This window comes from Actinomadura formosensis NBRC 14204 (assembly GCF_001552155.1).
In the GTDB taxonomy this organism is placed as follows: domain Bacteria; phylum Actinomycetota; class Actinomycetes; order Streptosporangiales; family Streptosporangiaceae; genus Spirillospora; species Spirillospora formosensis.
The window spans coordinates 1-23,075 of sequence record NZ_BCQQ01000116.1; the positions used below are offsets into that span (position 1 = coordinate 1).

Genomic DNA, 23,075 nt, shown 5'->3' on the forward strand with positions numbered 1-23,075 from the left:
CCGCGCTGCCCGCCGCCGGGGCCGGGATCGTGGTGACGCTCGCCGACGCCCCGCGTCCCGATCCCGCCGGGCGAGACCGCGCCGCCGGCGGCCGCGTCTACGACCAGGATCTCCAGGTCCTGGTGAACGGGCTCTGGGCGGCCGGTGCCGCGGCCATCGGCGTCAACGGGCAGCGGATCACGCCGACCACCGCGATCCGCGCCGCCGGCGAGGCGATCCTCGTCGACTACCGGCCGCTCACCGGGCCCTACGAGGTGACGGCGCTCGGCGACCCCGCCCGGTTGCGGGACGCCCTCGCGGGCTCGGCCGCCGACCGGCGGCTCGGCGCGCTGCGCGAGCGGTTCGGGATCCGGTACGAGGTGCGCCGCACGTCCGGGGCGCGGCTGCCCGCGGCGGGGACCGCCCGGCTGCGGTACGCCGCCCCCCGCACGGAGGACGGCCAGTGAGCGGGGGAGAGGTGACCCGGCGATGATCGCGCTGATCGGTCTCGTCATCGGCGTGGCGCTGGGCTTCATGCTCCAGCCGGACGTTCCGCTCTGGCTGGAGCCCTACCTGCCGATCGCGATCGTCGCCGCGCTCGACGCCATGGTCGGCGGTGTCCGGGCCCGGCTGGAGGGCATCTTCGACGAGAAGGTCTTCGTGGTCTCCTTCGTGGGCAACACCGTCATCGCGGCGCTGATCGTCTTCCTCGGCGACCAGCTCGGCGTCGGCTCGCAGCTGTCCACCGGCGTCGTGGTCGTCCTCGGCATCCGGATCTTCTCCAACGTGGCCGGCATCCGGCGGAAGCTGTTCGGCGCATGACCGGCGGTGAGCGCGAGGAGGAGCGCGAGGAGGAGCGCCGGGAGGAGCGCCCGGCCGGGCCGAGGGGCCCGCGCGGACTCCTCGCCCTGCTGCGTCCGCGCGCCGGCGCCGGCCAGATCGCGGGCGGGCTGCTGTGCCTCGTGCTCGGCTTCGCGGTCGCCGCCCAGGTGCAGTCGACCAAGCACGACACCACGTTCGCCACCGCCCGGCAGGACGAGCTCGTCGGCGTCCTGGCCGATCTGGGCCAGCGGTCCGAGCGGCTGAGGGCCGATCTGCGCGATCTGGAGGACACCAAGGCCCAGCTGGAACGGGACGCCGAGGGCGGCACCGCGCTGGAGGACGCACGCGAGCGGGCGACCACCTACGGCCTCCTCGCCGGGACGCTCCCGGCCGAGGGCCCCGGCATCGAACTGCTGATCGGCGACCCCGGGCACGGGGTCAAGGCGATCGACCTGCTGGACGCGCTGCAGGAACTCCGCGACGCCGGCGCCGAGGTCGTCCAGGTCAACGACGTTCGCGTCGGCGTCGACACCTACTTCCTGGACGGCCGGAACGGCGTCCAGGCGGACGGGGAGTCCCTGTCCGCCCCGTACCGCTTCCTGGCCATCGGCGATGCCCATACGATGACCACGGCGCTCAACATCCCGGGCGGCCTCGTCCGCACGCTGCGGGGCGCCGGGGCCACCGTCCTGATCACACCGCGCGCGAAAGTGACCATCGGCGCGGTACGGTCTCCCTAGAGGGAGCGGGGAGCAGCGAAACTCGGGTCGCCGGCCCGGGCGCCGCGATCGCGGCGGTCCGCGCGGCGGCGTAGATCTGCGATCATCGGGGAAGGTAGTTTGGTCCAGCCGGTTCACCGCTCCGGTTGACCCCTCGGGTGATCCCGCGTAAGTTGCGGCGACCGTCGCGTGAGCGGGCGGTGAGTTGGACCGTTGCCGGGGCGGGTCCCCGGCGTGGGTTGGGTGAAGGATGCGCGTGGCGCAGGCGGCCCCCGCTGCGGCGGGAGGTCCGCGGGCGGCACGCCGATGGTAGGAGGCCGAGCCGATCGATGCCGAGCGTCTACTGCACGCAGTGCGGTCACGCCAACCCGGATGATGCCCGCTTCTGCTCGAACTGTGGCACTCCGCTGACCCGGGGGCCGGCCGCGCCGCCGCCGTACCGCGAGTCGCCCGGAGAGTCCACGTCCACCATCTCCATCGGCGGGTTCGAGGCCCTGGACACCGACACGGGCGCCGAGGAGCAGCCGGTCGGCCCCGACCAGATGGCGATGGAGGCGCTCCCCCCGGGCACCGCGCTCCTCGTCGTCAAGCGCGGCCCGAACGCCGGCAGCCGCTTCCTCCTCGACAAGGACCGCACGTCCGCCGGGCGGCACCCCGAGAGCGACATCTTCCTGGACGACGTCACCGTGTCCCGCCGGCACGCCGAGTTCGCCCGCCAGGGCGGCACCTTCTCCGTCCGGGACGTGGGCAGCCTCAACGGCACCTACGTCAACCGGCAGCGGATCGACCAGGCCGGCCTGTCCGGCGGCGACGAGGTGCAGATCGGCAAGTTCCGGCTGGTGTTCCTCACCAACCCGGCGCACGGCTGACGGAACGGGAGGGGCGTTGAAGGCGGAGCCGGCCCGGTCCCTGATGACGATCGGGGACGTGCTCGGGCTGCTCAGGCCCGAGTTCCCCGACATCACCATCTCCAAGATCAGGTTCCTGGAGTCCGAGGGGCTCGTCGAACCGCAGCGCAGCCCCTCCGGCTACCGCAAGTTCGGCGCCGCCGACGTGGAACGGCTCCGGTTCGTCCTCACCGCGCAGCGCGACCACTACATGCCGCTGCGGGTGATCCGGCAGCACCTGGAGGCGCGCGACCGCGGCGAGAACGTCCCGCCGCTCGGCGCCCGCGAGCCGCTCGGCGCCCGCGAGTCGCTCGGTGCCCGCGAGCCGTCCCGGCGCCGTCCCCGCACCCTCGTGGCGGCCGACACCACCGCGGCGGACCCGGCCGTCCGCCTCACCCGCCGCCAGCTCCTGGACGGCGCCGGCATCGATGAGGCGCTGCTGACCCGGCTGGAGGAGTACGGGCTCGTCCACCGCACCGGGGGCCACTACGAGGGCGAGGCGCTGAACATCGCGCGGATCGCCGCCGCGCTCGGCGAGTTCGGCTTCGAGGTCCGGCACCTGCGCGCCGTGAAGGCCGCCGCCGACCGGCAGGTCGGGCTGATCGAGCAGATGGTCGCGCCGCAGCTGCGCCGCCGCAGCAGGGGCGCCCACGAGCAGGCCGCCGAAACCGCCCGGGAGATCGCCGCGCTGTCGGTCAGGCTCCATGCGGCGCTGGTCAACGCGGGTCTCCGTGAAAGCCTCGACCATTGATCATGGCCGCCGCGGAGGATATTCCCGCTCCTGCGGCACGACGAGGTGCCCGAGCCGGGGTGTACGTTGGCTACAGGGTTCGGTCAGGGATCGATCCGCTGCACGTGGTGATCGAGACAGCGAGAACCAGCAGGGAGCCGCAGTGAAGCAGATGGAGGTCGTCGGCGTCCGGGTCGAGATGCCCTCCAATCAGCCGATCGTCCTGTTGAAGGAGACGGAGGGCGATCGGTACCTGCCCATCTGGATCGGGGCGGTCGAAGCGACCGCGATCGCCTTCGCGCAGCAGGGGGTGCTGCCCGCCCGGCCGCTCACCCACGACCTGTTCCGCGACGTCCTGGACGCCCTCAGCGTCCAGTTGCGCACCGTCAACATCACGGCCCTGCGCGAGGGCATCTTCTTTGCCGACCTGATCTTCTCCAACGGCGTCGAGGTGAGCGCCCGCCCGTCCGACTCCATCGCCCTGGCCCTGCGCACCGGCGCCACGATCTTCGCCAGCGACGACGTCCTCGAAGAGGCCGGCGTCGCCATTCCCGACGAGCAGGAGGACGAGGTCGAGAAGTTCCGCGAATTCCTCGACACGATCTCGCCGGAGGACTTCGGCCGGGCCGGCTGATCGCCCGGGCCGCGCGGCGCCCTCCCCGGCCGCTCGCCTGACCGCGTGGCGGTCCCGGGCGTTGTGCATGCGTGCGAAACCCCTGGTCGAGGGGTGGAAAGACGGGTCGGCGAGACCCTGATCGCGCGCCTTGCCCCGGCCCAGAACGGCGCTCCAGCGCCCGGTGCGAGGGCAAAGCAGGAGAATACAGCGGTTTTCCGTGGGGGAGCATCGGGGTAGGAGTGCGTTGGCGGCCAAGGTGCGCGGTTTGCCCACGTGAAGCCGGTTCATCCGGGCATGCGACGCGCCGACGGTGAACGTTGACCACACTCTGACCGGCACCTACCGTGCTGGTGGAACACCCGTGGTGTAATTCGTCAAACCCCCTTGACGAAGCGCCACGGGATGATAGAAGCCGGAGGTCCGCGTGGCGGTGAGCAGCGGCGAGGGCAAGGCGACCCCCGACAGGCACATGGCGTCCCGCCGTGCCGGAGAGCAGGGTCTGCTCTTCGACACGCAGGTGTCGGTGCCGCCGGAGGATGTCGGCTACCGCGGCCCGACGGCGTGCGCCGCGGCGGGGATCACCTACCGGCAGCTCGACTACTGGGCGCGGACGAAACTGGTGGAGCCGAGCGTGCGCGCGGCGCACGGGTCGGGCAGCCAGCGGCTGTACAGCTTCCGCGACATCCTGGTGCTCAAGGTCGTGAAGCGGCTGCTGGACACGGGCGTGTCGCTGCAGCAGATACGCACCGCCGTGACGCACCTGCGTGATCGCGGGGTCGAGGACCTCGCGCGGATCACGCTGATGAGCGACGGCGTGAGCGTCTACGAGTGCACGTCGGCGGATGAGGTCGTCGATCTCCTCCAGGGCGGCCAGGGCGTGTTCGGCATAGCGCTCGGCCGGGTGTGGCAGGAGGTGGAGGGCAGCCTGGCGGAACTCCCCGGGGAACGCGCGGCCGCGGACCCTACGGAACACCCCCACGATGAGCTCGCCGACCGGCGGCGGGCGCGCCGCACCGGCTGACCCTCACAGCACCTCCCTGCGCTGCAGGAACGTGAACGACCCCCAGCCCGGCAGTACCGGCAGCCACAGCGTGAAGAGCCGGTAGAGCAGCACGGCCGACGTCGCCGTGTCCGCCGGGAGCCCCGAGATCGTCAACGCGAGCGTCAGAGCGCCCTCGACGGCGCCGAGACCGCCCGGCGTCGGCGCCGCCGACCCCACCGCGTTCGCGGTGAGGAACACCAGCACCACCGTCGTCCAGGGCAGGGAACCGCCGAACGCGCGGATCGACGCGTCCAGGCACAGCACGAACGCCAGCGTCAGCAGCAGCGTTCCGCCCATGCCGGTGGACAGCTTCTTCGGCGACTGCAGGACGTCCACCAGCCGCGGCACCACACCCGAGAACATGCTCTTCAGCCGCGCCGTGACCACCCGGCGGACGCGGGGGACCGTCATCGCCAGCCCGGCGAGCAGGCCCAGCACCAGCACCGCGAGCACGATCGTGCGGGACGGCGCCAGATCCTGCGTCGCCTTCGCCGTCGACCCGGTCAGGAACCCGAACAGGACCAGCAGCAGGATGTGCGTGACCATCCCGACCAGCTGGGACGCGCCGACACTCGCCACCGCCAGGGTCGGCCGCACCCCGGACCGCTGCAGGTAGCGGGTGTTGACGGCGACGCCGCCCACGGCCGCCGGCGCGACCAGCTTCACGAACGACGCCGCCACCTGCACCAGGACCGTCCGCCACAGGGGCAGGCGCTCCGGGACGAACCCCATCAGCATCAGCGCCGCCGCGACATAGGTCAGGGCCGCCGCGCCGAGGGCCGCCGCCACCCAGTGCCAGCTCGCCGTCGCCGCCAGATAGCCGACGTCCAGGCTGGTCACCTGCGGGATGACGATGTACGCGGCGATCGACAGCGCCACCACGCTGACGATCGTGCGGGGGCGGAAGCGCTCCAGCCTGGCCGGTGCCGCCTCGGTCTCCGGTTTCAGCCGGACGATCTGCTCCCGGATGCGGGTCAGCAGCTCCTTGTCGTGCCGCAGCGCGTGCCGGGTCGCCCGCGACAGCGCCACCCGCTGCAGCAGCGGCACCGCGCCGCCGAGGGCCTCCTCGCCCAGCACGTCCGCGGCCGTCCGGACCGCCCGCTCCGGGCCCGTCCGCAGCGCCAGCGTGGTGAGCAGTTGCGCCAGGTCGAGCCGCAGCGCCAGATCGCCCGCCGCGGTCTCCCCGGACCGCAGGTCGGTGATGTAGGCGAGACCGTCCTCACCGACGAGGATCGCGCCGTCCTGCAGCCGCCGGTGCGCGAGCCGCCCCGCCTGCAGCGACCGGAACTGCCGCCAGATGTCGGTCAGCAGCGCGTCGGTGATCTCGGCGTCGGGGACGTCGCCGAGCCGCCGCCCCGGCACGTGCTCGTAGGCCAGCAGCGCCGCCTCCGTGCCGACCTCGCACGTCCCGGCCAGGTGCGGTGTCCGGGCGCCCGCCGCGTCCACCGCGTACCCCATCAGCGATTCCTGCTCCAGGGAGCGGCGCAGCGACCGCAGCGTCCGCCCGGTCGTCGCGGCGCGCAGCCGCAGCAGCCGCCAGATCCGGTACAGCAGCCCCGCGGTCTGCTGGTCGCGGTCCAGGACGCGGACCTCCAGGTCCCAGTCGCCGTGGACGCCCCGGCCGGCGGGAATCCGGGCACCGTACCCGTTGCCGGGGCAGTGGGCGAGGACGACGCCGTAGCGGCGGCCGTCCTCGGTGTCGTCGGCGGGCTCGTCCAGCCGGGCGCCCCGTTGCGGCCGCAGCCCGAGCCGTTCCAGCGCCGCGACGACCGCCGTCCCCGGCGGCCGCGGGTTCGGGGTGCCGACGGCGTACAGGGTGCCGTGGCCGATGGCGCGTCCCAGCAGGTAGGTGGCCGCCAGCGCGGCGACGGACGCGTAGGACGCGGTCAGCCCCGTCAGCGCCGCCAGCCCGATCATGGTCCAGGTCGCGGCCTGCCAGCGGGCGCGTCCCGCCATGCCGACCGCGGTGACGAACGCGATCACCGGGGCGATGTCGGTGTGCACGGGCGCGGTCGCGGTACCGCCCCAGATCAGCGAGTCCAGCACCCCGCCGGGCGCCGCCCGCACCACCAGGTCGTCCAGCCCGATCGTGATGCCGGACGCGATCCCGGCGGCCAGCAGCGCGATCGCGACGCGGGTTCCGTCCTTGTTGAACAGCCGCTCGATCGCGAACGCGATCGGCACGGCCAGCACCCCGAAGCTGGACACCAGCGTCGCCAGCGTCAGCAGCAGGCGGGGCGCGTGCGCGGTGCCCTCCGCGATGTCGGTCTGCAGGCCGTGCGTGGTCTGCTGCGCGATCGACACCAGCAGCATCACCACCGCCAGCCCCGCCACCGACGCCGCGAACCTGATCGCGTCGGAAGGCCGGCGGATCCGGTCCGGCTGGGCGGGCTCGTCGACGGGCACACCGGCGGGCACGCCCTGCCGCGGGCGCACCGTGCCGTCGTGGGTTCGCGTCACGCCGTACCGCCGCCCTGACCATCCGTCATCGTGATCAGCGTCCCAGAACCGGCGGGGCGCCGTCGAGTGCCGGGCCGGCATCCGGCCGGTCGCGCGTGCACCTCGCAGCCCCATCTCCGCCCCGTGGCCCGAGGTCCGCCTTGTCCCAGGTGAGTGAGCACATCCTACCGGCCGGTACCGCCCCCGCGCCGTGGCGGCGGCCCCCTGGTCGATGGGGGTCGGAACGACCGCCCGGACCCGTCTTTGGGTAGGGTTTATCCAGGACATGCCGTCGACCCTGTGCGGGAGAGATCCCACGCTGCCACCGTGGGACGCCGAAGGGGCAACCTCCCCGGAACCTCTCAGGCAAAAGGACCGCTCGGGCGAGGCACCTCTGGAAAGCAGGCGCCGATCCCCGCACCCGGGGAGGGGCGGCTCACCGAAGGGGAAATCCCGCCGCGCGGGGGAAGCTCTCAGGTGCCGATGACAGAGGGGGAGACCCGGCCGCCGGCCCGCGCCGGCGGTGGCCCTGAGCGACCGCAGCAGCCAGGAGGCTCTCCATGACCGCCCAGTTCTTCGCCCCCGTGGCTTCGCCGCAGCATCCGCGCACCGTGTTCGCCGACCGGCACATCGGCCCCTCCCCGGACGAGCACGCCCGGATGCTGGCCGCCATCGGCTACTCCGGTGCCGAGGCGCTGATCGACGCCGCGGTTCCGGCCGCGATCCGGACCGCGCGCCCGCTGGACCTGCCGCCCGCGCTGAGCGAGGCCGCCGCGCTGGACCGGCTCCGCGAGCTCGCGTCCCGCAACACCGTCCTCACGTCCATGATCGGGCTCGGCTACCACGGGACGATCACTCCCGGCGTGATCATGCGGAACGTGCTGGAGAATCCCGGCTGGTACACCGCCTACACGCCCTACCAGCCGGAGATCTCGCAGGGCCGGCTCGAGGCGCTGCTGAACTTCCAGACGGTGATCGCCGACCTGACCGGGCTGCCCGTCGCGAACGCGTCCATGCTGGACGAGGGGACCGCCGCCGCCGAGGCCATGGCTCTCGCGCACCGCGTCTCCAAGCGCAGGGAGCCGGGGGCGTTCCTGGTCGACGCCGACGCGCTCCCGCAGACGATCGAGGTCATCCGGACCCGTGCCGTCCCGCTCGGCATCGAGGTCGTCACCGCCGACCTGTCCGGCGGGCTGCCGGACGGCGACTTCTTCGGGGTGCTGCTGCAGTACCCGGGCGCGTCCGGGGCCGTCCGCGACCTGGAGCCGGTGATCGCGCAGGCGCACGAGCGCGGCGCCAAGGCGGTCGTGGCCGCCGACCTGCTCGCGCTGACGCTGCTGCGCCCGCCGGGCGAGTCCGGCGCCGACATCGCCGTGGGGTCCGCGCAGCGGTTCGGCGTCCCGTACGGGTTCGGCGGCCCGCACGCCGGCTACATGGCGGTCGGCGAGGGCATCCAGCGGCAGCTTCCCGGACGGCTCGTCGGCGTGTCCGTCGACGCGGACGGCGCCACCGCCTACCGGCTTGCGCTGCAGACCCGCGAGCAGCACATCCGCCGCGAGAAGGCCACCAGCAACATCTGCACCGCCCAGGTGCTCCTCGCCGTCATGGCGAGCATGTACGCGGTCTACCACGGCCCCGAGGGGCTCGCCGCGATCGCGCAGCGGACGCACCGCCGGGCCGCCGAGATCGCCGCGGGCCTGCGCGCCGGCGGTGTCGAGGTCGTGCACGGCGCGTTCTTCGACACCGTCCTCGCCCGCGTGCCCGGCCGGGCCGCCGAGGTCGTCGCCGCGGCCCGCGAACACGGGATCAACCTGCGCCAGGACGGCCCCGACCGGGTCGGCGTCGCCTGCGACGAGACCACGCTGCCCGAGCACGTCACCGCCGTCCTGGAGGCGTTCGGCGTCGCCCCCGCCGGCGACGCCGCCGAGGCGATCCCGGGCGCGCTGCGCCGCGAGAGCCCGTACCTCACCCACCCGGTGTTCCACGCGCACCGCTCCGAGACCGCGATGCTGCGCTACCTGCGCCGCCTCCAGGACAAGGACATCGCGCTCGACCGGTCGATGATCCCGCTCGGCTCCTGCACGATGAAGCTGAACGCCACCGCCGAGATGGAGCCGATCACCTGGCCGCAGTTCGCGAACATCCACCCGTTCGCGCCGATCGACCAGGCCGCCGGGTACGTCGAGCTGATCGGCGAGCTGGAGAGCGCCCTCGCCGAGATCACCGGGTATGCGAAGGTCTCCGTCCAGCCGAACGCCGGCTCGCAGGGGGAGCTGGCCGGCCTGCTCGCCATCCGCGGCTACCACGCCTCCCGCGGCGAGGAGCACCGCGACATCTGCCTGATCCCGTCGTCTGCGCACGGCACCAACGCCGCCAGCGCCGTCATGGCGGGGATGCGCGTCGTCGTCGTGAAGTGCGACGAGGGCGGCAACATCGATGTGGACGACCTGCACGCCAAGATCGCCAAGCACGGTGACCGGCTCGCCGCGATCATGGTGACGTACCCGTCCACGCACGGCGTGTTCGAGGAGACGATCACGGACGTGTGCGCGGCCGTGCACGAGGCGGGCGGCCAGGTCTACGTGGACGGCGCCAACCTCAACGCGCTCGTCGGCCTCGCCCGTCCCGGCGAGTTCGGGTCGGACGTCTCGCACCTCAACCTGCACAAGACGTTCTGCATCCCGCACGGCGGCGGCGGGCCGGGCGTCGGCCCGATCGGCGTCCGCGAGCACCTCGTCCCGTTCCTGCCCAACCACCCCCTCCGCCCGGAGGCGGGCCCGGGCACCGGCGTCGGCCCGATCTCGGCGGCCCCGTGGGGCTCGGCGGGCATCCTGCCGATCTCGTGGGCGTACATCGCGATGATGGGCCCGGACGGCCTGCGCGCCGCCACCGAGGGCGCGATCATCGCCGCCAACTACCTCGCCGCGCGGCTCGCCCCGCACTACCCCGTCCTCTACACCGGACGGAACGGTCTCGTCGCGCACGAGTGCATCGCCGACCTCCGCAAGATCACCAAGGAGACGGGGATCACCGCCGAGGACGTCGCCAAGCGCCTCATCGACTACGGCTTCCACGCCCCGACCCTGGCGTTCCCGGTCGCCGGCACCCTGATGATCGAGCCCACCGAGTCCGAGGACCTCGCCGAGATCGACCGGTTCTGCGACGCCATGATCGAGATCCGGCGCGAGATCCAGCGTGTCGCCGACGGCGGCTACGACCGCGAGGACAACCCGCTGAAGAACGCCCCGCACACCACCGCCTGCCTGCTCTCCGAGGACTGGAAGCACCCCTACACCCGCGACGAGGCCGCCTACCCCGTCCCGTCCCTGCGCGAGAACAAGTACTGGCCGCCGGTCCGCCGCGTCGACCAGGCCTACGGCGACCGCAACCTCGTCTGCTCCTGCCCGCCCCCCGAGGCGTTCGAGGACTGAGGGAGGACCGCGCGTCTCCCGGGGGACCGGGGGGCGCCCCCGGGAGATAACTGATCTTGGTGGGGTTTCGGGGTGTCGTCGCGGGACGCGGAGAGGGCACCTCGCTAGGCTCGGTGCGACCCCGAACCCCCCCAGAGGGCAGAAGAGCGATGAGCGAGTCCCCGGACGCGGTATCCGACGACCCGGCGCAGATGTGCGAGGAGGCCCGGAACCTCGCCGAGAACGGCGAGGCCGACCGCGCGGCGCCGCTGTTCGAGAAGGTGCTCGCCATGGGCGAGACGCCCTGCCGGGCGCAGGCCGCGCTCGGGCTCGCCGTCGTCCTCGACGACGCGGGGGAGGTGGAGCGGGCCCGGGAGGCGGACCGGGACGCGATCGCGACCGGCGACCCCGAGTACGGGCCGCGCGCTGCCTACCACCTGGCGCTCACGCACGAGCGTGCCGGCGAGCCCGAGCGGGCGGCGCCCGCCTGGCGGACGGTGGTCGGGTTCGGCAACCTCGCCTACCTTCCGCCCGCCCACCTGGCCCTCGCCCGGATCGCCGACGACACCGGTGACTTCGACGCGGCGCGGGAGCACTGGGAGGCGGTGATCGAGACGGGGGACGCCGAGTACGGGCCGCTCGCCGCGCACGACCTCGCGCAGCGGCTGCTGGAGCGCGGTGACCCGGCACGGGCGCAGCGGGCGCTGGCCACCGGGCTCCGGCTGATCGACCGCGATGCCGCCCCGCACGCGTACGCGCGGCTCGCCGTCGCGCTCGGCATCGCCTACCTCGACCAGGCGATCGGCGCGTTCGGCGCGGCGCTGGGGGAGGACCCGCCCGATCCGGAGGTCGGGCCGCTCGCCACCGAGCTGCTGGCGCGGACGCTGCCGCTGCGGGGACGCGGCGGCGAGGCGGGCGAGGTGTGGCGGCGCGGGCTGGCCGATCCGGGCCTCGCGGGGCAGGTCCGGGCCCGGCTCCGCCGCGACTTCGGCGAGGACGACGGCGGCGCCGACCTGTGGTGGGAACCGGTCGTCGAGCACGCCGTGTCGGACGGGACGCTCCCCGCCCTCGCCGGGGAGGCGTTCGGCGCCCTCGACCACATGTACGCGCTGCTGGCCGTCCGGTACGCCGAGCGCAGGGGAGACGAGGCGCACGAGGTGCTCGGCAGGGCGGTGCGGGTCCCGAGCGATTATCCGTGGGGCCCGCTGCTGCACGAGAGCTTCGCCGAGCGGCTGCGCCTGGCGATGGGCACACCCGCTCCCGGCCGGCCGGAAGACCGGTGACGGGCGCCGCTACGGTGGGCGCATGGAGGTCGTGACGCCGCACGGGCCCGCCGAGGTGACGCTGGACGAGACCGGCGGCCCGGCGTTCCTGCTGGTCCTGACGCACGGGTCGAATGGGAGCGTGGACGCGCCCGACCTGCTCGCCGTCCGGGAGGCCGCGCTCGGGCTCGGCGGCGCCGTGGCGCGGGTGACGCAGCCGTTCCGGCTCGCCGGCCGCCGGGCGCCCGGCCCGCCGGCCAGGCAGGACGAGGCGTGGCTGGAGATCATCGGGGTGCTGCGGGAGAGGTTCGGGGGCGTCCCGCTCGTGCAGGGCGGCCGCAGCAACGGCGCGCGGGTGGCGTGCCGGACGGCGCGGGCCGCCGGCGCGGTGGGCGTGGTGGCGCTGGCGTTCCCGCTTCACCCGCCCGGAAATCCGCAGAAGACGCGGGTGGACGAGCTTCGTTCGGCGGGCGCCCCGGTCCTCGTCGTCAACGGCGCCCGAGATCCGTTCGGCGTGCCGGACCCGGCGGACGCGGCGCACGTGACGGTGCTGCCGGGGGAGCGGCACGAGCTGAACAGGGATCCCGCCGCGGCCGGGAGGGCGGCGGAGCCCTGGCTGAGGAAGTGGGCGCTGGAAAAGCCGGTGGCCCGTCCGGTGCGGACGGGCCGGTAGTAGCGGTGTCCGGGCCCGCTGCGGGCCCGGAGGTCAAGGGCAGGTGGGCGTGCCCCCGAGGATGATCACCCGTTTGAACTAGTCCCCCATGGGACCGCTCAAGCGGCGGACGGCGTCTTCATGTCCGTCGGCCGGTGCGGTGCGATGACTCCCCCGTCGGGCAGCAGCTCACCGGTGTCCTCGAAGAGGACGACACCGTTGCACAGCAGGCTCCACCCCTGTTCGGGATGTGCGGCCAGCGTCCGGGCGGCGTCGCGATCGGGTGCGTCGTGCGAGGGACAGGGCGGCTGGTGCGGGCACATCGTGTGCCTCCGGTCTCGGCTACGGGTCGGTGGTGCTTTCCTTTATTGACGCACCCCAGTGTGGAGTGGTTCGTCCCCACCGGCCATAGTCCGTTGGGACGGTTGTCCACTGGCACCGGAGTACCGGAACGGTGTGATCACTCTCACCCTGAGGTGTCAGCCACAGGGTCCCGCCCGCGCGATGAGTGATGGAGAACGACACGCCGTGGCGGCGCGAAACCCCTACCATGTCGCCGGGGGAACGCCTTCGGGCGTGGGGGGAGTGAGGCCGATGCGGGTCGCGTTGTCCGTCGCATGCTTCGATGACGCGCTGTTCCCCGGAACGGGGAGAGCCGTGACCGCTCTTTTGGAACGCCTGGGGCACGAGGTGACATTCCCGCCCGGGCAGACATGTTGCGGGCAGATTCACTGGACGTCCGGCTACCATCGCGAGGCCGCCGATCTCGCCCGCGCCTACACCGCGGCGTTCGCGGGCGGCGATGTCGTGGTCGCGCCGTCGGCGTCCTGTGCCGCCGCCGTCCGGGACGCCCATCCGAAGATCGCGCGGGCGGCCCGGGATCCCGGCCTGGCGCGCGCCGCCGAGGGCCTCGCCGTCTACGAGCTGACCGAGTTCCTCGTGGACGTCCTGGGCGTCGTCGATGTCGGCGCGTACTTCCCGCACCGGGTCACCTACCATCCGTCCTGCCAGTCCCTGCGGACCCTCGGGATCGGCGACCGGCCGCTGCGGCTGCTGCGCGCCGTGAAGGGCATCGACCTGGTCGAGCTGCCCGCCGCGCAGGAGTGCTGCGGGTTCGGCGGCGCGTTCGCGATGAAGAACGCGGACGTGTCGGTCGCGATGGTCGCCGACAAGATCCGGCACGTCCGCGAAACGGGCGCGGACGTGGTGTGCGCGGTCGACGGCTCCTGCCTCGCCCACATCGGCGGGGCGCTGTCCCGGCTGCGCAGCGGCGTCCGGACCATGCACTTAGCGGAGATCCTCGCCGAAACGGGGCCGTCGTGACCGGCCCCGCGCCGGGCGGCCCCGTCCCGCCGCCGATGCCGAAGTTCGCCGCCGCCGCGCGGCCCGCGCTGGCCGACACCGGTCTGCGCCGCACCCTGCGCGGCGCGACCGCGACGCTCCGGGAGCGGACGGCCGCGGCGGCCGCCGAGACCGCCGACTGGGAGGACCTGCGCGAGGCCGGCCGCGCCGTCGGGGAGGGGGCGCTGCTCGGCCTCGACACCCATCTGGAGGAGCTGGAGCGGGCCGTCACCGAGGCCGGCGGCACCGTGCACTGGGCGGTGGACGCCGCCGACGCGCGCCGCGTCGTCACCGGCCTGGTGCGGGAGACCGGCGCGACGGAGGTCGTGAAGTCGGCGTCGCTGGCCACCCGGGAGATCGGCCTGAACGACGCGCTGGCCGGGATGGGCGTGACCGTCCGCGACACCGCGCTCGCCGACATGGCCGTCCAGTTCGCCGGGGACGAGCCGTCCCACCTGCTGTCGGCGGCGGCCCACCGGGACCGCGCGCAGATCGGGGAGCTGTTCCGGCGGGAGATGCCCGCCGCCGGGCCCGATCCGGCCGGTGATCCCGAGGACCTCGCCGCCGCGGCCCGCGCCCACCTGCGGGAACGGTTCCTGCGTGCCCAGGTCGCGATCACCGGCGCGAACTTCCTGGTGGCGGAGACGGGCACGGTCGTGGTGGTGGAGTCCGAGGGCAACGCGCGGATGTGCCTCACGCTCCCGGAGACGCTGATCTGCGTCGCCGGTATCGACAAGGTCGTCCCGGCATGGGATGACATGGAGGTGTTCCTCCAACTGCTGCCGCGTTCATCGACCGGTGACCGGATGACGCCGTACGTCTCCTCCTGGACGGGGGTGACACCGGGCGACGGGCCGCGCGCGTTCCATCTGGTGCTGCTCGACAACGGCCGCACCAGGGCGCTCGCCGACGAGATCGGACGTGCCGCGCTGCGCTGCATCGGCTGCTCGGCCTGCCTGAACGTCTGCCCCGTCTACGAGCGGACGGGCGGGCAGCCGTACGGGCCGGTCCACCCGGGGCCCATCGGCGCGATCCTCACCCCGCAACTGCGCGGCGTGGAGAGCGCCGCCGTCGCGTCGCTGCCGTACGCGTCCACGCTCTGCGGCGCCTGCGCCGACGTCTGCCCGGTGAAGATCGACATCCCGGACGTGCTGGTCCATCTGCGCGGCGCGGTGGTCGAGTCGCGGCGCAGGCGTCCCGTCCCGACGCCCGAGATGGCGCTGATGCGCGGCCTCGCCTGGACGATGGCCGACCCGCGCCGCCACGAGACCGCGCTGCGGCGCGGCGTCCGCTGGGCGCGGCTGCTGTCGCGCGGCGGCCGCATCCGCCGCCTGCCCGGCCTCCTCGGCATGTGGACCGAGGCCCGCGACCTGCCGGCGCCGCCGGCCGAGAGCTTCCGCGCCTGGTGGAACAGGACCCGGCGATGAACGCGCGCGAGGAGGTGCTGCGGCGGGTGCGCGAGGCGCTCGGCGGGTCGCGCGGGACGCGGCCGCCGGTGCCGCGCGGCTACGCCCGCCGGCTGAGCGAGGCGGAGGCCGCGACGCGGGCGGACGTCCTCGCCCTGTTCACCGAGCGGGTCGCCGACTACCGGGCGGCGGTGCGGCACGTCGGCGCGGACGAGCTCGGCACCGCGGTCGCCGCCGCGCTGTGGGGGCGGGAGGCCAAGCAGATCGTCGTCCCGGCGGATCTGCCGTTCGGGTGGCTCGCCGAGCTGGACGGCGTCCGCGCGCTCGCCGACACCCCGGCGGTCGACATCGACACCCTCGCCGCCGCGGACGGCGCGGTGACCGGCTGCGCGGTGGCGATCGCGCAGACGGGCACGGTCGTCCTGGACGGCGGCCCGGCGCAGGGCAGGCGGGCGCTGACCCTCGTGCCCGGTTACCACCTGTGCGTGGTGCGCGCGGACCAGATCGTCGGAACGGTCCCGGAGGCGGTGGCGCGGCTGGACCCGGCGCGTCCGCTCACGTGGATCAGCGGCCCGTCGGTGACCCACGGCATCGAGATGACCCGGGTGGAGGGCGCCCACGGCCCGGTCCACCTGGAGGTCCTCGTCGTGGAGGACTAGCGCACCCCGCCGATCACCAGGTCGAGGCCGGCGGTGAAGCGCGCGTCCCAGCCGGCCGCCCGGTCCGCGCCGGCGTCGTCGCCGGTGCCGCGCACCTCCAGGGCGGTGTGGCCGATCACGTAGCCGAGCAGGGTGTGCGCGGTGACCGCGGCGGTGTCCTCGGCGATGCCGCCGCGGCGCAGGACCTCGCGCAGGGACGCGGCCGTACTGGTGAGCGCGGCGGGGTTGCGGCGGGTGACGACGAGGGGCAGGACACCGGCGTGCGTCATCAGCCGCGCCCGGTAGTCGCCGGCCCAGGCGCGCAGGACGTCCTGCCAGGGCCCGGTCGCCGAGGTGTCGGCGGGGGCGGAGGCGACATGGGTGACGAGACCGTCCAGGAGCTGCTCCTTGCCGCGGGGGAGGTGGTGGTAGATCGCCATCGCCTCGACCTCCAGCGCGTCGCCGAGGCGGCGCATGGTGAGGCGGCCGAGGCCCTGGCCGTCGACGATCCGCAGGGCCTCCTCGATGATCCGCTCGGTGGACAGCGGTGCGCGGTGCTGGGCGTTGATGCTGGGTTGCCGGACCATGAGAACTGACCTTACTGTGTAAAGGGCCGCTGCCGGGTATCCGCTGCCACGACACGCCGGAACCCCGCGTACGCTTACCTGGATCGCACAGTGCAGACCTTCGAGGGAGTACCACCATGCCGCTGGGCCGCCGGGTGAGCAAGGACGTCGCGGAGCGGTACGAGGCCGACCAGCGGCTGGCCGCCGAGTACGAGGACCGGCTCGCGGCGGCCGGTGAGGCGGAGCGGGCGCTGCGCGAGGCGCAGGCCGCGGACGTCACCGGTCCGGAGTTGCGCGCGCTGACGGTCACGTTCGACAGGGCGATGACGGCGGTGCTCGCCGCCGCCGAGGCGTCCGAGCGGGTCGCGATGGGCCCGAAGGTCTACTCGGCCGACACCCAGGACGCCGAGACGCGCCGGGCCGCCGAGATCGCCTACCGGAAGGCGAAGGCGCGCCCGGAGGTGCGCCCGTGGACCGACGAGGTCGACCGGCTGCGCACCGCCCGCGAGGCGCACCGGCTCAGCTTCAGGACGGTGCCGGCCGCGCTCGGCTGAGCCGCCGCGCGGTGTGACGACATCGCGTCACATTTGCGTCACCCGGTGGCACCGTCCGCCGGAACTTTGAGATTCTGCCCTCTCGGGGAACGCCGGGCTGTCCCGCGCCGCCACGCGGCATCGTGCGCGCGGACGCATCCCGGCGGAGAGGGCACACGGTGCTCTGGACGTTGGGGGAGTACACGTGGAGAGCACGCCGCCGGACCGGGGCCGCGTACTGGAGTCCTACCGGGACGGGGTGAGGGCGATCCGCACGCTGGCGGAGGGCGTCGGTGACTGGGACGTGCCGACGCCCTGCGCCGACTGGCAGCTGATCGATCTCGCGGGGCATCTGCGGTGCGTCGCGGAGAACTTCCTGGAGTACCTGCAGGAAGCGCCCGACAGCCGGCTGGCGACGCTGTTCGCGCGGAAGGCGGCGACGGCGGTGCTGATCCGGCAGCAGGCGCGGCAGAACGCGGCGGAGCTCGCCGTGCTGCCGTCCGAGCCCGGCCCTGACCGGATCATGGCGTTCGGGGTGGCGGCGGGCGCGTACGCCGACCTGCTGCCGGACATGTGGGACCGCACCCAACTGATCTACCGGGGCACCAAGTACACCGTCGGTGACCATGCGGGCGCGGCCTGCGTGGAGTGGCATCTGCACGCCTGGGACATGGCCCGCGCGGCCGGCGCCGACTACCGTCCGCGCGACCCGGACCTGCTGGTGTGGGCGTGGCACTGGGGCGTCCCGCATCTGCCGCTGGAGCGGGGGGACGCATGGGAGGCGGTGCTGCGCTCGTCGGGCCGGTCGCCGCGCTGGCCGGAGCCCGGCCGACCGGCCCGGCCGGACGGTCCGGCTGTCAGACGCCGTCCGGCCTCCCCGGACGGGCTCGCAGGTAGACCAGCCAGGTGAGGGCGCAGCACACGGCGTAGAAGGCGATGAACGCGAGGTAGGCGCCGTCGCCGGTCCCGTAGGTCAGGAACGACTGCCGGAAGGCGATGTTGACCAGGACGCCGCCGGACGCGCCGACGGCGCCCGCGATGCCGATCAGCGCGCCGGACAGGCGGCGCGCCTCCTGCTCGGCCGCCACCGGGTCGAGGCCGCCGGCGACGCCGCGCCGGGCCCTGGCCCGGAAGATGGCGGGGATCATCTTGTAGGTGGAGCCGTTGCCGATGCCGCTGAACGCGAACAGCAGGACGAAGCCGGTGAGGAACAGCGGCAGAGATCCGCGCAGCGACGCGGCCAGCACGAGGCCGGCGGAGGCGGCCATCGCGACGAAGGTCCAGAGGGTGACCGCGGCACCGCCGGCCCGGTCGGCGAGCCATCCGCCGGCCGGGCGGACCAGCGACCCGAGCGCGGGGCCGAGGAACGTCAGGCAGGAGGCCTTGACCGGGGTGTCGAAGCCGTCCGCGAACTGCACCTGCAGGACCTGCCCGAACGCGAACCCGAACCCGATGAAGGACCCGAACGTGCCGAGGTAGAGCACCGACATGATCCAGGTGTGGGCGTCCTTGCAGACGTCCCGCATCGCCCGCCGGTCGTTGCGCGCCTGCGCGAGGTTGTCCATGCGCAGCGCGGCGCCGAGGGCGGCGAGGACGATCAGCGGGATGTAGACGCCGGCGACGAGGCCGGGACGGTCCCCGCCCGCGGTGGCGAGGACCAGCAGCCCGACGAGTTGGGCGACGGCGACGCCGAGGTTGCCGCCGCCGGCGTTGACGCCGAGTGCCCGGCCCTTGAGCCGCTGCGGGTAGAACGCGTTGATGTTGGCCATCGAGGACGCGAAGTTGCCGCCGCCGACGCCCGCGGCGGCCGCGAGGACCAGCAGTGTGGTGAACGAGACGCCCGGCCTGACCAGGAACGCGGCGAGCACCGCCGGGGCGAGCAGCAGCGCCGCGCTGAAGATCGTCCAGTTGCGGCCGCCGAACCGGGCGACGGCGAGCGTGTAGGGGATGCGCAGCGCCGCGCCGACGAGGGCGGGGACGGCGGTGAGGGTGAACTTGCCGGCCGGGTCGATGCCGTAGGAGGGGCCGAGGAACAGCACCAGGACCGACCAGAGCGTCCACACCGAGAACCCGATGTGCTCGGAGAAGATCGAGTAGATCAGGTTGCGGCGGGCGATGCGCGCGCCGCGTGCCGTCCAGAAGACGGGGTCCTCGGGGTGCCAGTCCTCGATCCAGCGGCTCTTCGCCGGCCGGGCGCGGTTCCCGCGCGCGGCTCGGGTGGTGACGGTCATCAGGCGCTCTCCCTGGTCGGTTCGGACGGGCCGACCGTAGGAGGGCGGGGTTTCGCGCGTGTATGACCGGTCGTACGCCGGTGATAACTCCGCCGCACAGCGTGTCCCCGCCGGTTGTGAGGCGGGGTAGATCCGGGCCGTGGCGGGTAGGCAGGTGTTCGCGGGGCGGCGGGGGAAAGGGAGACGGAACTGATGGCGACCTGTGAGGTCTGCGGCAACGAGTACGAGATGTCCTTTGAGGTGCACGCGCAGGGCGAGGTGCACACGTTCGACTCTTTCGAGTGCGCGGTCACCCGGATGGCGCCGATCTGCGAGCACTGCCAGTGCCGCATCATGGGACACGGCGTGGGGGTGAACGGGCACTTCTACTGCTGCGCGCACTGTGCCCGCACCGCCGATCCGGAGGGGGCCCGGGAGATCAGGGACGCGGTTCCGGCCTGACGGCCTCCGGCCGCCCGCGGGCCCGGCCGAACGGCTGCTCGCGGCCGTCCTCCAGATAGACGGTGCGGCCGGTGGCCATGGCCCGCAGGCTGGGGTCCATGCGGCGGGCGACGTGCGGCGGGGCCAGCTCGGGGATCTTCTCCGGGGCCACGAGGATGTGGTCGGACAGTTCCTCGGGCGGCAGCCGGATCGCCGCGATCTCCGCTCCGGTGATCGTGCCGCCGAACACGAACACGTTGACCGCGTCGACGCCGTCGTCGCGCGGCGAGCCCCAGTCGACGCAGGCCAGGCCGTCCAGGCGGGGGACGAGGCCGAGTTCCTCCTGGCATTCGCGCAGGCACGCCGACAGCGGGGACTCGTCGGCCTCGATGACCCCGCCGGGCAGGTACCAGCCCTCGCTGTAGGTGGGCTTGACCAGCAGGATCCGCCCGAGGTCGTCCAGGAGCAGTGCCGCCGCGGCGCCGCGGGCGCGCGGCAGGGAGGCGTAGTAAGCAAGATCGGGCATGTACCGAGGGTAGGTGTGATCACCGCGGCGTGATCAAGGCCGGGCGGGGGCGGAGGCCGCATCCGTCCATGGGATCGCCGGGTCACCGTGAATCCGTTCGGCACCTCGGGCAAAGCCGACGAACCGCCCATTGACAGGGGTCGACAACACTTGACGCGCGTCCGTCAAGGCGGTGGGCGGCGTACGGCCCGCCGTTCTGACCTCGGTGGGCGTGACGCGTGAACGGCATTTAACGCCGGGGTCACGCCGGGGACTTGCCCGTGAAACGGCGCCCGCCGAGTCTCGGCGCATGAACGGGACTCCCACGCACTGCCCGTATTGCGCGCTGCAGTGCGGCATGACCCTGCACACGTCCGGTGCCGGCGCCGTCCGGGTCGTGCCGCGTGACGATGTGCCCGCAAGCGGCGGCGGGCTGTGCCAGAAGGGCTGGACGGCCGCGGAGCTGCTCACCGCCCCCGACCGGCTGAACACGCCGCTGATGCGGCGCGGCGGGGACGCGCCGCTGGAGCCCTGCACCTGGGACGCGGCGTTCGACCGCGTCGCCGCCGAGGCCGCCCGGCTGCGGGCCCTGCACGGGCCGGACGCCGTCGCGGTCTTCGGCGGCGGCGGGCTGACGAACGAGAAGGCGTACCAGCTCGGCAAGTTCGCCCGTGTCGCGCTGGGCACGTCCCAGATCGACTACAACGGGCGGTTCTGCATGTCGTCGGCCGCGGCGGCGTCCGGCCGGGCGTTCGGCGTGGACCGCGGGCTACCGGGCCCCGTCACGGACCTGGCGGCGTCCGGTGCGATCCTGCTCGCGGGCGGCAATCCCGCCGAGACGATGCCGCCGTTCATGCGGCATCTGGCCGGGATGCGGGACGGCGGCGGAGCCCTCATCGTCGTCGATCCGCGCCGCACCGCCACCGCCCGCCAGGCCGACCTGCACCTCCAGCCGGTGCCCGGCACCGACATCGCCCTCGCCAACGGGCTGCTGCACCTGGCGCTCGCCGAGGGGCTCGCCGACGAGGACTACATCGCCGCCCGCACCGGCGGCTTCGACGCCGTCCGGACGGTCGTGAACGCGTACTGGCCGGACCGGGCCGAGCGGATCACCGGCGTGCCCGTCCCCGTGATGCGCGAGGCCGTCCGGCTACTGGCCCGTGCCGAGCGCGCCCATGTCCTGACCGCGCGGGGCGCCGAGCAGCACGCCCGCGGCACCGACATGGTCACCGCGTTCATCAACCTGGCGCTCGCGCTCGGGCTGCCCGGCCGTGCGGGCTCCGGGTACGGGTGCCTGACCGGGCAGGGCAACGGCCAGGGCGGACGGGAGCACGGGCAGAAGGCCGACCAGCTCCCCGGCTACCGCCGGATCGACGACCCGGCGGCGCGCGCGCACGTCGCGGCGGTATGGGGCGTCGATCCCGGCGACCTGCCCGGGCCCGGACGGTCGGCGTACGAGCTGCTGTCGGCGCTCGGCACCGTCGGCGGCCCGAGGGCGCTGCTGCTGTTCGGGTCCAACCCGGTGGTGTCGGCGCCGCGCGCCGCGCACGTGGAGGACCGGCTCGGCGCCCTCGACCTGCTGGTGGTGGCCGACGTCGTCCTCTCGGAGACCGCGCGGCTCGCCGACGTCGTGCTGCCCGCCGCGCAGTGGGCCGAGGAGTCGGGGACGATGACGAACCTGGAGGGCCGGGTGCTGCGGCGCCGCCGGGCCGTGTCCCCGCCGGACGGCGTCCGCACCGACCTGGAGATCATCGGGGCGCTCGCGGAGCGCCTCAGGGCACCGGGGAAGTGGAGCACCGACCCCGAGACGGTGTTCGCCGAGCTGCGCCGCGCCGGCGCGGGCGGCACGGCCGACTACTCCGGCATCACCTACGCGCGGATCGAGGCGGAGGGCGGGGTGTTCTGGCCCTGCCCGTCCACCGGCCATCCGGGCACGCCGCGGCCTTACCTGGACCGTTTCCCCACGCCGGACGGGCGGGCCCGGTTCGTCCCGGTCGAGCATCACGGCCCCGCCGAGGACGTGGACGCCGCCCACCCCGTGTACCTGACCACCGGCCGGGTCCTCGCGCAGTACCAGTCGGGTGCGCAGACCAGGCGCGTGCGGGCGCTGGCCGAGGCCGCGCCGGGCCCGTTCGTCGAGCTGCATCCCGATCTGGCCGGGCGTCTCGGCATCGAGGACGGCGCGGATGTGCGGGTGGAGAGCCGCCGGGGCGCGGTGACGGTGCGGGCGCGGCTGACCGACGCGATCCGCGACGACACCGTTTTCATCCCCTTCCACTGGGCGGATGAGGGGCGGGTGAACCTGCTCACCAATCCGGCCCTGGACCCGGTGTCGCGGATGCCGGAGTTCAAAGTCTGCGCCGTCCGCCTCCGTGCCTGACGGTGAGGGCCTTTTAACACGGCGGTGACAAGGGAGACCCAGCCGCGAAACCGCTCCCGCGGAGGATCAGGTCATGACCACGACACCCGAAGCGACGATCACCGGGGACCGGGCGGGCCGCCCGGCGGCCCGCTGGTTCGACATCTGCTCGTACGCCGGCCTGCTCCCCGAGCGCGGCGTCTGCGCGATGCTGGACGGCACGCAGGTGGCGATCTTCCGGGTCTTCGACGGCACCCTGTACGCGCTGTCGAACCTCGACCCGTTCAGCGGCGCCCACGTGCTGTCGCGTGGCATCCTCGGCACCCGGAACGGGACGCCGACGGTCGCGTCCCCCATGTACAAGCAGGTGTTCGATCTGCGGACCGGGGTGTGCCTGGACGACCCGCGGGTGGTGCTGCCGGTCTTCCCCGTGCGCCGCGCCGGGGGCCGGGTGGAGGCGGCGCTCACCGATGAGCGCCGGCGGTGAGCCGCCGGCCGGGCCCGCCGGCCCGCCGGTC

Annotated in this window: 23 protein-coding genes and 2 riboswitches; of the genes, 18 read left to right on the forward strand and 5 right to left on the reverse strand. The window is 73.9% G+C overall.

Features of this window, described 5'->3' with window-relative positions:
• From AF1_RS25190 to AF1_RS25220, 7 genes are all read left to right on the forward strand, one after another.
• Positions 1-446, forward strand: a 446-nt coding sequence (locus AF1_RS25190) for a DUF881 domain-containing protein (protein WP_157419296.1), incomplete at its 5' end; no start/stop codon positions are given.
• Between the two features lie 22 nt (positions 447-468).
• Positions 469-801: a small basic family protein gene (locus AF1_RS25195; RefSeq protein ID WP_067804234.1), complete on the forward strand. Its 333-nt coding sequence runs from the start codon at positions 469-471 to the stop codon at positions 799-801.
• A complete protein-coding gene (locus AF1_RS25200; protein ID WP_067804237.1) occupies positions 798-1,541 on the forward strand; it encodes a DUF881 domain-containing protein in 744 nt (247 codons plus the stop codon). Before AF1_RS25195 ends, AF1_RS25200 begins: the two co-directional genes overlap by 4 nt.
• Positions 1,542-1,849: 308 nt before the next feature.
• Positions 1,850-2,389: an FHA domain-containing protein gene (locus tag AF1_RS25205; RefSeq protein ID WP_067804240.1), complete on the forward strand. Its 540-nt coding sequence runs from the start codon at positions 1,850-1,852 to the stop codon at positions 2,387-2,389.
• Between the two features lie 16 nt (positions 2,390-2,405).
• Positions 2,406-3,158: a transcriptional regulator FtsR gene (ftsR, locus tag AF1_RS25210; RefSeq protein WP_067804244.1), complete on the forward strand. Its 753-nt coding sequence runs from the start codon at positions 2,406-2,408 to the stop codon at positions 3,156-3,158.
• Between the two features lie 142 nt (positions 3,159-3,300).
• A complete protein-coding gene (locus AF1_RS25215) occupies positions 3,301-3,771 on the forward strand; it encodes a bifunctional nuclease family protein (RefSeq protein ID WP_067804246.1) in 471 nt (156 codons plus the stop codon).
• A 406-nt stretch (positions 3,772-4,177) separates the two neighbouring features.
• The gene (locus AF1_RS25220) at positions 4,178-4,774 is read left to right on the forward strand and encodes a MerR family transcriptional regulator (RefSeq protein ID WP_174548891.1); all 597 of its coding nucleotides are present in this window, start codon (positions 4,178-4,180) and stop codon (positions 4,772-4,774) included.
• A gap of 3 nt (positions 4,775-4,777) precedes the next feature.
• On the opposite strand, the gene AF1_RS25225 is transcribed toward AF1_RS25220, so the two are convergent.
• Positions 4,778-7,255, reverse strand: a complete 2,478-nt coding sequence (locus tag AF1_RS25225) for a lysylphosphatidylglycerol synthase transmembrane domain-containing protein (protein ID WP_067804249.1) — start codon at positions 7,253-7,255, stop codon at positions 4,778-4,780.
• Positions 7,256-7,527: 272 nt separating this feature from the next.
• Positions 7,528-7,622, forward strand: a riboswitch (glycine riboswitch).
• Positions 7,623-7,734, forward strand: a riboswitch (glycine riboswitch). It abuts the riboswitch before it with no gap.
• A 60-nt stretch (positions 7,735-7,794) separates the two neighbouring features.
• Between AF1_RS25225 and gcvP the strand changes: the two genes are divergently transcribed.
• From gcvP to AF1_RS25240, 3 genes are all read left to right on the forward strand, one after another.
• Complete coding sequence (gene gcvP / locus AF1_RS25230) at positions 7,795-10,665, forward strand: aminomethyl-transferring glycine dehydrogenase (protein ID WP_067804252.1); 2,871 nt, start codon at positions 7,795-7,797, stop codon at positions 10,663-10,665.
• Between the two features lie 149 nt (positions 10,666-10,814).
• The gene (locus AF1_RS25235) at positions 10,815-11,927 is read left to right on the forward strand and encodes a tetratricopeptide repeat protein (protein ID WP_067804255.1); all 1,113 of its coding nucleotides are present in this window, start codon (positions 10,815-10,817) and stop codon (positions 11,925-11,927) included.
• 22 nt (positions 11,928-11,949) lie between these two features.
• Complete coding sequence (locus tag AF1_RS25240) at positions 11,950-12,579, forward strand: alpha/beta hydrolase family protein (RefSeq protein WP_067804258.1); 630 nt, start codon at positions 11,950-11,952, stop codon at positions 12,577-12,579.
• Positions 12,580-12,677: 98 nt separating this feature from the next.
• Here AF1_RS25240 and AF1_RS25245 read toward each other — a convergent pair whose 3' ends face one another.
• Positions 12,678-12,881 carry a DUF5999 family protein gene (locus AF1_RS25245; RefSeq protein WP_067804263.1) on the reverse strand — a complete coding sequence of 68 codons (204 nt, stop codon included), beginning with the start codon at positions 12,879-12,881 and terminating at the stop codon, positions 12,678-12,680.
• A 271-nt stretch (positions 12,882-13,152) separates the two neighbouring features.
• Between AF1_RS25245 and AF1_RS25250 the strand changes: the two genes are divergently transcribed.
• Genes AF1_RS25250 through AF1_RS25260 form a run of 3 tightly spaced genes read left to right on the forward strand, consistent with a single transcriptional unit; the run spans position 13,153 to position 15,964 of the window.
• The gene (locus AF1_RS25250) at positions 13,153-13,881 is read left to right on the forward strand and encodes a (Fe-S)-binding protein (RefSeq protein ID WP_067804266.1); all 729 of its coding nucleotides are present in this window, start codon (positions 13,153-13,155) and stop codon (positions 13,879-13,881) included.
• Positions 13,878-15,326, forward strand: a complete 1,449-nt coding sequence (locus tag AF1_RS25255; protein WP_407642224.1) for a lactate utilization protein B — start codon at positions 13,878-13,880, stop codon at positions 15,324-15,326. The genes AF1_RS25250 and AF1_RS25255 overlap by 4 nt, the downstream gene beginning before the upstream one ends.
• Entirely contained in the window at positions 15,323-15,964 is a 642-nt protein-coding gene (locus tag AF1_RS25260) for a LutC/YkgG family protein (RefSeq protein ID WP_067804268.1), read from the forward strand. The genes AF1_RS25255 and AF1_RS25260 overlap by 4 nt, the downstream gene beginning before the upstream one ends.
• On the opposite strand, the gene AF1_RS25265 is transcribed toward AF1_RS25260, so the two are convergent.
• Entirely contained in the window at positions 15,961-16,530 is a 570-nt protein-coding gene (locus AF1_RS25265) for a TetR/AcrR family transcriptional regulator C-terminal domain-containing protein (protein WP_067804271.1), read from the reverse strand. The two genes, AF1_RS25260 and AF1_RS25265, sit on opposite strands and share 4 nt — an antisense overlap.
• A 116-nt stretch (positions 16,531-16,646) precedes the next feature.
• Here AF1_RS25265 and AF1_RS25270 point away from each other — a divergent pair, with 116 nt between their 5' ends.
• Complete coding sequence (locus AF1_RS25270) at positions 16,647-17,063, forward strand: plectin (protein ID WP_067804277.1); 417 nt, start codon at positions 16,647-16,649, stop codon at positions 17,061-17,063.
• A gap of 184 nt (positions 17,064-17,247) precedes the next feature.
• The gene (locus AF1_RS36865; protein WP_067804280.1) at positions 17,248-17,952 is read left to right on the forward strand and encodes a maleylpyruvate isomerase N-terminal domain-containing protein; all 705 of its coding nucleotides are present in this window, start codon (positions 17,248-17,250) and stop codon (positions 17,950-17,952) included.
• Here the strand turns inward: AF1_RS36865 and AF1_RS25280 are convergent.
• Complete coding sequence (locus tag AF1_RS25280; protein WP_067804283.1) at positions 17,900-19,273, reverse strand: MFS transporter; 1,374 nt, start codon at positions 19,271-19,273, stop codon at positions 17,900-17,902. The two genes, AF1_RS36865 and AF1_RS25280, sit on opposite strands and share 53 nt — an antisense overlap.
• Before the next feature lie 192 nt (positions 19,274-19,465).
• On the opposite strand from AF1_RS25280, the gene AF1_RS25285 reads away from it, so the two are divergent.
• Positions 19,466-19,714 (forward strand): hypothetical protein, encoded by a 249-nt coding sequence (locus AF1_RS25285; protein ID WP_067804285.1) that lies wholly within the window; start codon positions 19,466-19,468, stop codon positions 19,712-19,714.
• Here AF1_RS25285 and AF1_RS25290 read toward each other — a convergent pair.
• Positions 19,692-20,219, reverse strand: coding sequence for an NUDIX domain-containing protein (locus AF1_RS25290; RefSeq protein ID WP_067804288.1), 528 nt, complete (start codon positions 20,217-20,219; stop codon positions 19,692-19,694). The genes AF1_RS25285 and AF1_RS25290 overlap by 23 nt on opposite strands.
• 289 nt (positions 20,220-20,508) lie before the next feature.
• Here AF1_RS25290 and AF1_RS25295 point away from each other — a divergent pair, with 289 nt between their 5' ends.
• Together AF1_RS25295 and nirD are read left to right on the forward strand one after the other, a co-directional pair.
• Complete coding sequence (locus AF1_RS25295; RefSeq protein WP_067804291.1) at positions 20,509-22,578, forward strand: molybdopterin oxidoreductase family protein; 2,070 nt, start codon at positions 20,509-20,511, stop codon at positions 22,576-22,578.
• Positions 22,579-22,651: 73 nt separating this feature from the next.
• The gene (gene nirD / locus AF1_RS25300; RefSeq protein ID WP_067804296.1) at positions 22,652-23,044 is read left to right on the forward strand and encodes a nitrite reductase small subunit NirD; all 393 of its coding nucleotides are present in this window, start codon (positions 22,652-22,654) and stop codon (positions 23,042-23,044) included.
• Positions 23,045-23,075: the final 31 nt, after the last annotated feature.

What these genes read in the sequence shown, in the direction of transcription:
- AF1_RS25195 (WP_067804234.1), top strand. Translation starts at nt 469, where the DNA reads ATGATCGCGCTGATCGGTCTCGTCATCGGCGTGGCGCTGGGCTTCATG.
- AF1_RS25200 (WP_067804237.1), top strand. Translation starts at nt 798, where the DNA reads ATGACCGGCGGTGAGCGCGAGGAGGAGCGCGAGGAGGAGCGCCGGGAG.
- AF1_RS25205 (WP_067804240.1), top strand. Translation starts at nt 1,850, where the DNA reads ATGCCGAGCGTCTACTGCACGCAGTGCGGTCACGCCAACCCGGATGAT.
- gcvP (WP_067804252.1), top strand. Translation starts at nt 7,795, where the DNA reads ATGACCGCCCAGTTCTTCGCCCCCGTGGCTTCGCCGCAGCATCCGCGC.
- AF1_RS25235 (WP_067804255.1), top strand. Translation starts at nt 10,815, where the DNA reads ATGAGCGAGTCCCCGGACGCGGTATCCGACGACCCGGCGCAGATGTGC.
- AF1_RS25240 (WP_067804258.1), top strand. Translation starts at nt 11,950, where the DNA reads ATGGAGGTCGTGACGCCGCACGGGCCCGCCGAGGTGACGCTGGACGAG.
- AF1_RS25245 (WP_067804263.1), bottom strand. Translation starts at nt 12,881, where the DNA reads ATGTGCCCGCACCAGCCGCCCTGTCCCTCGCACGACGCACCCGATCGC.
- AF1_RS25250 (WP_067804266.1), top strand. Translation starts at nt 13,153, where the DNA reads ATGCGGGTCGCGTTGTCCGTCGCATGCTTCGATGACGCGCTGTTCCCC.
- AF1_RS25260 (WP_067804268.1), top strand. Translation starts at nt 15,323, where the DNA reads ATGAACGCGCGCGAGGAGGTGCTGCGGCGGGTGCGCGAGGCGCTCGGC.
- AF1_RS25265 (WP_067804271.1), bottom strand. Translation starts at nt 16,530, where the DNA reads ATGGTCCGGCAACCCAGCATCAACGCCCAGCACCGCGCACCGCTGTCC.
- AF1_RS25270 (WP_067804277.1), top strand. Translation starts at nt 16,647, where the DNA reads ATGCCGCTGGGCCGCCGGGTGAGCAAGGACGTCGCGGAGCGGTACGAG.
- AF1_RS25280 (WP_067804283.1), bottom strand. Translation starts at nt 19,273, where the DNA reads ATGACCGTCACCACCCGAGCCGCGCGCGGGAACCGCGCCCGGCCGGCG.
- AF1_RS25285 (WP_067804285.1), top strand. Translation starts at nt 19,466, where the DNA reads ATGGCGACCTGTGAGGTCTGCGGCAACGAGTACGAGATGTCCTTTGAG.
- AF1_RS25290 (WP_067804288.1), bottom strand. Translation starts at nt 20,219, where the DNA reads ATGCCCGATCTTGCTTACTACGCCTCCCTGCCGCGCGCCCGCGGCGCC.
- AF1_RS25295 (WP_067804291.1), top strand. Translation starts at nt 20,509, where the DNA reads ATGAACGGGACTCCCACGCACTGCCCGTATTGCGCGCTGCAGTGCGGC.
- nirD (WP_067804296.1), top strand. Translation starts at nt 22,652, where the DNA reads ATGACCACGACACCCGAAGCGACGATCACCGGGGACCGGGCGGGCCGC.